The organism is Acidovorax sp., from assembly GCF_021287135.1.
Taxonomy (GTDB): Bacteria; Pseudomonadota; Gammaproteobacteria; order Burkholderiales; family Burkholderiaceae_C; genus Acidovorax.
Map to the genome: position 1 here is coordinate 36967 of NZ_JAJTBB010000049.1, position 6485 is coordinate 43451.

Here is a 6485-nt window from a genome sequence, read left to right on the forward strand (position 1 = left end):
AAGGCGCGCATTGGGGGAAGCATGGGGGCGCGCCGCTGCCGGAAGGTGGGCTTGGCGGCGGGCGCGCCCACCGACCGCCCCCAGGCCGCGCTACCCCTTGTTCCGGCAGGCGCCAAACAGGTCCAGCTCGGCGTTGTAGGCGCTGGTCTTCACGTCCATCAGCCCCAGCACGGAGTGGAAATAGTGGTCGTGCGTGATGCGCCGCTCGGCCAGGTCGCGCTGCAGGCAGTCGGTGGGCGTGCCGGCACGGGTCTGCATGCCGGACGACAGCCAGGTGATCCAGGGCACGTGCTTTTGCACGTCGGGCGCGACGCTGTAGGGCAGGCCATGCAGGTACAGGTTGTTCTCGCCCAGGGATTCACCATGGTCTGCTACATAAATCATAGCTGTCTGCGCTTTACCCTCTTGCGTTGAGAGCCATTGGAGCACGCCATCCAGAAAGGCGTCGGTTTCGACGATGCTGTTGTCGTAGGCGTTCACCACCTGCTGGCGGTCGCACTCCTGCAGGGCGTTGGAGGTGCATTCGGGCAGGAATTTCTTGTGCTCGGCGGCCGAGCGCTTGGAGTACGCCGGGCCGTGGCTGCCCATCTGGTGCATCACCACCACGGTGCCGCGCTGGCGCTGCTCGGCCGGCAGGGCCGCGATGCGGGCGTCCAGGTCCTTGAGCATGATGCGGTCCAGGCATTCGCCCGGGGTCGGACACAGGGCGGGGTCGTCCAGCTTGCCGGTGATGGTTTCGCCCACACGGTCGCACACGCCCTTGCAGCCGGATTGGTTGTCCAGCCACAGCACGGCCAGGCCGGCATGGTGGAGCACGTCGATCAGGCTTTCGTAGTTGGCGGAGCGCCCCTCGTAGCCCGTGCGCCCGAGGTGCGAGAACATGCAGGGCACCGAGGACGCGGTGCTGGTGCCGCACGACCAGGCATTGCGGGCGTTGGCCAGGTCCTTGCGGGCCGAGAGCAGCGGGGTGGTGTCGCGCTCGTAGCCATTGAGGCCGAAGTTGCCGCTGCGCCCCGTCTCGCCCAGCACCAGCACCAGCAGCGGGGGCAGCGCCTGGCCGGCGTAGCTGGCGCCCAGTTGCGCGTCGCGGCCCAGCGGCAGCAGCTTGCTGGTGTCCATGCGCAGGGGCTTGGTGGCGATGTTGCCCAGCGCGTACACGCTGTTGAGCGGGTTGATGAGGTAGCGCAGCCGGGTGTGGTTGCGCATGGTGGAGGCAAAGTCCTGGAACACCAGCAGCAGGCTCACCACGATGACCACGACGCTGCCCGCCAGCAGCAGGCCGTTGTGCGCCACATGGCGCAGCGCGCCCAGGCGCTGTACGGGCCGGCGGTAGAGCCACAGCAGGGGCGGCAGGGCCAGGGCACCCACGGTGGCCGCCATGCGCCAGTTGAGCAGGTCGCCGGCTTCGCGCACGTCAGTCTGCAGCACGTTCACCAGCATGCTGGCGTCGATGGCAATGCCGTAGGCCAGCATGAAGTACGCGCCGAAGGCGGCCATCACCACCAGCACGGCGGCGGCGGGCTTGAGCGTCCAGCGCCAGGCCAGCAGGCTGAGCAGCGCGGCATTGCCTGCTGCGACGATGAGCGCGAAGGCCAGGGCGAAGCCCCAGCCGCGCAGGCTGCCCTGGCCGGGCAGCTGGGCCACTTCGCGCCACAGCGGCACGTTGCAGGCCGTGGCCAGCCAGACGCTGATGAGCACCACCACCCAGGCGGGGTGCCAGTGGCGGGCGGTTTCGGGCGAGGCGGGAGAGAAGGATGCGTCCGCAGCAGCCGGGCGCATGCGCAGCAGGCGCTGCAGGAACAAAGGCATGGGACGCAGTGTCAGGGTTGGGGCTTAAGGCCGAATTATCCCGCGCTGGGCAGGGTTTTTTGCGCCGCGGCCTCAGTGGCCCAGGGTTTGAGCATGGTGGCGCAGGTGGTCGGCCATGAAGGTCTGCACGAAATAGTAGCCGTGGTCATAGCCCGCATGGCGGCGCAGGGTCAGGGGCTGGCCCAGGGCGGCGCAGGCTTGTTCCAGCAGGTGCGGGTGCAGCTGGTCGGGCAGGAATTTGTCGGCCAGACCCTGGTCGATGAGGATGCCGGCCGGGTAGGGCGCCACGGGCTGGTGCTGCATGAGCACGGTGGCGTCGTGCTCGATCCAGGCGGTGCGGTCGGCGCCCAGGTAGCCGGTGAACGCCTTTTCGCCCCACGGGCATTGGGTGGGCGCGCAGATGGGCGCGAAGGCCGACAGCGACTTGAACCGTCCGGGGTGGCGCAGCGCCAGGGTCAGCGCGCCATGCCCGCCCATCGAGTGGCCGGTGATGCCCAGCCGGTCGCCGTCGACGGGCAGCTGTGCGGCCACCTGGGGCAGCAGTTCGTTCAGCAGATAGCTCTCCATGCGCCAGTGGCGGGCCCAGGGCTGCTGCGTGGCATCGAGGTAGAAGCCTGCGCCCACGCCGAAGTCCCAGCTGTCGGCCTCGCCGGGCAGGTTGGCGCCGCGCGGGCTGGTGTCGGGCGCGATGAGCGCCAGGCCCAGCTCGGCCGCCACGCGCTGGGCGCCGGCCTTGACCACGAAGGTCTCTTCGGTGCAGGTCAGCCCCGCCAGGTACAGCACCGCGGGCACCGGGCCTTGCTGCGCCTGGGGCGGCAGGTACACAGCAAACTTCATCGGCAGGCCGATGGTGGTGGAAGCGTGCTGGTAAAAACGCTGCTCGCCGCCAAAGCAGGCGTGGCTGCCCAGGAGTTCAAACGGGGTGGACATGGCGATACCGATCCAAAGAGGGGACAAGGGGGAGAGGGCGGGAGCGGGGGCAAAGAGACTACTCTTCTTTTGATAGCTGCTTGCGCTTGGTGTTGTTGGCTCTCAATGAGTTTTCTATCTGAAGACAAGCATTATCAAGCGCTGGCAGCTATGCTTTTTGACGCCGTGCGGCCCTCTGCGCGTCAGGCTGCGTACTTGACCACGGAGCGGATGGACTTGCCCTCGTGCATCAGGTCAAAGGCGTGGTTGATGTCCGCAAGGCCCATGGTGTGCGTCACGAAGGGCGCGAGCTGGATCTTGCCGGCCATAGCGTCTTCGACCATGCCGGGCAGCTCGCTGCGGCCCTTGACGCCGCCGAACGCCGTGCCCAGCCACTTGCGGCCCGTGACGAGCTGGAAGGGGCGGGTGCTGATCTCCTGCCCGGCGCCGGCCACGCCGATGATCACGCTCTGGCCCCAGCCGCGGTGCGCGCATTCCAGCGCGGCGCGCATCACGTTGACGTTGCCGATGCACTCGAAGCTGTGGTCCACGCCCCAGCCGGTCATCTCCACAATCACCTGCTGGATGGGCTTGTCGTGGTCCTTGGGGTTCACACAGTCGGTGGCGCCGAACACCCGGGCCAGGTCGAACTTGGCAGGGTTGGTGTCGACGGCGATGATGCGGCCGGCCTTGGCCAGCTGGGCGCCCTGGATCACCGCCAGGCCAATGCCGCCCAGGCCGAACACGGCCACGGTGTCGCCCTCTTGCACCTTGGCGGTGTTCTTGACGGCGCCCAGGCCCGTGGTCACGCCGCAGCCCAGCAGGCACACCTGCTCGGGGTTGGCGTCGGGGTGGATCTTGGCCAGCGACACCTCGGCCACCACGGTGTATTCGCTGAAGGTGCTGCAGCCCATGTAGTGGTAGACGGGCTGGCCGTTGTAGCTGAAGCGCGTGGTGCCGTCGGGCATCACGCCCTTGCCCTGCGTGGCGCGCACGGCCACGCACAGGTTGGTCTTGCCGCTCTTGCAGAACAGGCATTCGCCGCATTCGGCGGTGTACAGCGGGATCACATGGTCGCCAGGCTTCACGCTGGTCACGCCTTCGCCCACCTCCACCACGATGCCCGCGCCCTCGTGGCCCAGCACCACGGGGAACAGGCCTTCGGGGTCGTCACCGCTCAGGGTGAAGGCATCGGTGTGGCACACGCCGGTGTCGGTGATCTTGATGAGCACCTCGCCCTTCTTGGGCGGGGCCACGTCGATCTCGACGATCTGCAGGGGTTCTCCGGCTTTGAAGGCGACGGCGGCACGGGATTTCATGGGGAGGCTCCTTGGAAGTCGGGACGGTAAAGAGAAAAAAGGGCAGGCTGGCGGGTGGCGCTACTTGAGGTACGAGCGCAGCAGCGCCAGCGTTTCGTCGATGGCGGCCTGCGAGGGCGCCGGCTGGGCGGTCAGTGTCTCGCGCACGTGGCTGTCCAGCAGGTCGGCCATCAGCCCGTGCACCGCGCCGCGCAGGGCGGCCAACTGTTGCAGGATGGGGGCGCAGTCGCTGCCCGCCTCGACGGCGCGCTCCAGCGCCTCGGCCTGGCCCTTGATGCGGCGCAGGCGCGTGATGGCGCGTTGCTTGTCTTCGGCGGTGTGGGGCATGGCGGGAGGACGGCGTCCGTGCAAAACGCTGGGTACTGGGCGGCAGTATAACGAAGCAGTGCGCTTGTCTTGTGCGCCAGCGTGGAAAAAACCATGGTTACTAGGGGGGGGTACAAGCATGCACGTCCTCTGATGGATCGCTTGGCCGCATGAAAAAAGCCCGCAGGCAGGGCCTGCGGGCTTTGGGGAGGGTTGGGAGGCCGACGGCGCGAAAACTGTCGGTCCCCCTGCGCGGCGATCAGCGCTTGGCCAGCGGGGGCACGTCGCGGCGTTCGGAGCCGCTGAACAGCTGGCGGGGGCGGCCGATCTTGTACTCGGGGTCGCCGATCATTTCGTTCAGCTGGGCGATCCAGCCCACGGTGCGGGCCAGCGCGAAGATGCCGGTGAACAGGTTCACGGGGATGCCGATGGCGCGCTGCACGATGCCGGAGTAGAAGTCCACGTTGGGGTAGAGCTTGCGGGAGACGAAGTATTCGTCTTCCAGGGCGATCTTCTCCAGTTCCTTGGCCAGCTTGAACAGCGGGTCGTTTTCCAGGCCCAGCTCGGCCAGCACTTCATTGCAAGTCTCTTGCATGAGCTTGGCGCGGGGGTCGTAGTTCTTGTACACGCGGTGGCCAAAGCCCATGAGCTTGACGCCGCTGTTCTTGTCCTTGACCTGCTTGATGAACTCGCCGATCTTCTCCACGCCGCCTTGGGCCTGGATGTCATGCAGCATGTTCAGGGCCGCTTCGTTGGCGCCGCCGTGGGCAGGGCCCCACAGGCAGGCCACGCCGGCTGCGATGGCGGCAAACGGATTCGTGCCCGACGAGCCGCACAGGCGCACGGTGGAGGTCGATGCGTTCTGCTCGTGGTCGGCGTGCAGGATGAAGATGCGGTCCAGCGCGCGTTCCAGCACGGGGTTGACCTTGTACTCTTCGCAGGGCGTGCCGAACATCATGCGCAGGAAGTTGCCGGCGTAGCTCAGGTGGTTCTGCGGGTACATGTAGGGCTGGCCCATGCCGTACTTGTAGGCCATGGCGACCAGCGTGGGCATCTTGGCGATCAGGCGGATGGCGGCGATCTCGCGGTGCTGCGGATTGTTGATGTCCGTGCTGTCGTGGTAGAAGGCCGACAGGGCACCCACCAGGCCGGTCAGCACGGCCATGGGGTGGGCGTCGCGGCGGAAGCCGCGCAGGAAGAACTGCATCTGCTCGTTGACCATGGTGTGGTTGGTCACGAGCTTGTGGAAGTCGGTGCGCTGGCCGTCGTTGGGCAGTTCGCCGTTGAGCAGCAGGTAGCAGGTGTCCAGGTAGTCGCACTGCGTGGCCAGTTGCTCGATGGGGTAGCCGCGGTACAGCAGTTCGCCCTTGTCGCCGTCGATGTACGTGATGGCGGACTGGGTCGCTGCCGTCGACAGGAAGCCCGGATCGTAGGTGAACATGCCCGTCTGCGCATACAGCTTGCGGATGTCGATGACGTCCGGGCCGATGCTGCCCTGATAGACCGGCAGGTCCACGCTGGGGCTGCCGTTACTGAACGACAGGGTGGCTTTGTTGTCAGCTAGCTTCATTGTTACTTTCCTTGGGTAGGTTGCCGATGTGAATCCGGTCTGGGGCGCGGGTCGCTGGGGGCGTCAGGCGGGCAGGGGTGGCGCGCCGGCGCAATCTCTGAGCATGTCGAGCACTTCGTGCGCCTCTTCTGAGCTCTGATCGCCGGTGGGCTCGCGCCGCCGCAGCAACAGGTCCAGAAGGTCGTTGTCCGCCAGGTCCATCAGGCTGCGCAGCCCTTGCGCATGGCGCTGGGTCAGCGTGGACTCGAAGCGGGCGAAGAACCGTTCGATGAACAGATCGTTCTCCAGCAGGCCGCGCCGGCAGCGCCAGCGCAGCTTGCTCAGCTCCCGCTCGTCCAGCAGCGGCGAGGCCGCCGCCAGCGGTGCAGCGGGAGAGGGAGTGGAAAGAGGGGCTTGCATGGCCGTCCTGCCGTTGCGGGCCTGATCTGGGTCAGATGGCGCGGCGCACCATCAGTTCCTTGATCTTGCCAATCGCCATCGTGGGGTTCAGGCCCTTGGGGCACACGTCCACGCAGTTCATGATGGTGTGGCAGCGGAACAGGCGGTACGGGTCTTCCAGGTTGTCCAGGCGC

At 67.0% G+C, this 6485-nt stretch carries 6 protein-coding genes and 1 pseudogene; all 7 read right to left on the reverse strand.

What is annotated here, in order from left to right; genetic code table 11:
* Window positions 1-90 precede the first annotated feature (90 nt).
* Window positions 91-1809 (reverse strand): phosphoethanolamine--lipid A transferase, encoded by a 1719-nt coding sequence (locus tag LWW96_RS12585; RefSeq protein ID WP_291487496.1) that lies wholly within the window; start codon window positions 1807-1809, stop codon window positions 91-93.
* Between the two features lie 72 nt (window positions 1810-1881).
* Complete coding sequence (fghA, locus tag LWW96_RS12590) at window positions 1882-2739, reverse strand: S-formylglutathione hydrolase (RefSeq protein WP_291487498.1); 858 nt, start codon at window positions 2737-2739, stop codon at window positions 1882-1884.
* 182 nt (window positions 2740-2921) lie between these two features.
* A complete protein-coding gene (locus LWW96_RS12595) occupies window positions 2922-4037 on the reverse strand; it encodes an S-(hydroxymethyl)glutathione dehydrogenase/class III alcohol dehydrogenase (RefSeq protein ID WP_291487500.1) in 1116 nt (371 codons plus the stop codon).
* 60 nt (window positions 4038-4097) lie between these two features.
* The gene (locus tag LWW96_RS12600) at window positions 4098-4364 is read right to left on the reverse strand and encodes a metal/formaldehyde-sensitive transcriptional repressor (protein WP_291487502.1); all 267 of its coding nucleotides are present in this window, start codon (window positions 4362-4364) and stop codon (window positions 4098-4100) included.
* Between the two features lie 238 nt (window positions 4365-4602).
* Window positions 4603-5913, reverse strand: coding sequence for a citrate synthase (locus LWW96_RS12605; protein WP_291487504.1), 1311 nt, complete (start codon window positions 5911-5913; stop codon window positions 4603-4605).
* A 63-nt stretch (window positions 5914-5976) separates the two neighbouring features.
* The gene (locus tag LWW96_RS12610) at window positions 5977-6312 is read right to left on the reverse strand and encodes a succinate dehydrogenase assembly factor 2 (protein ID WP_291487507.1); all 336 of its coding nucleotides are present in this window, start codon (window positions 6310-6312) and stop codon (window positions 5977-5979) included.
* Between the two features lie 31 nt (window positions 6313-6343).
* Window positions 6344-6485: pseudogene (gene sdhB / locus LWW96_RS12615) on the reverse strand (succinate dehydrogenase iron-sulfur subunit); the annotation flags it as partial.

Bases quoted from the DNA above. Each gene is read 5' to 3' on its own strand.
- LWW96_RS12585 (WP_291487496.1), bottom strand. From the start codon at position 1,809: ATGCCTTTGTTCCTGCAGCGCCTGCTGCGCATGCGCCCGGCTGCTGCG.
- LWW96_RS12610 (WP_291487507.1), bottom strand. From the start codon at position 6,312: ATGCAAGCCCCTCTTTCCACTCCCTCTCCCGCTGCACCGCTGGCGGCG.
- LWW96_RS12600 (WP_291487502.1), bottom strand. From the start codon at position 4,364: ATGCCCCACACCGCCGAAGACAAGCAACGCGCCATCACGCGCCTGCGC.
- LWW96_RS12605 (WP_291487504.1), bottom strand. From the start codon at position 5,913: ATGAAGCTAGCTGACAACAAAGCCACCCTGTCGTTCAGTAACGGCAGC.
- fghA (WP_291487498.1), bottom strand. From the start codon at position 2,739: ATGTCCACCCCGTTTGAACTCCTGGGCAGCCACGCCTGCTTTGGCGGC.
- LWW96_RS12595 (WP_291487500.1), bottom strand. From the start codon at position 4,037: ATGAAATCCCGTGCCGCCGTCGCCTTCAAAGCCGGAGAACCCCTGCAG.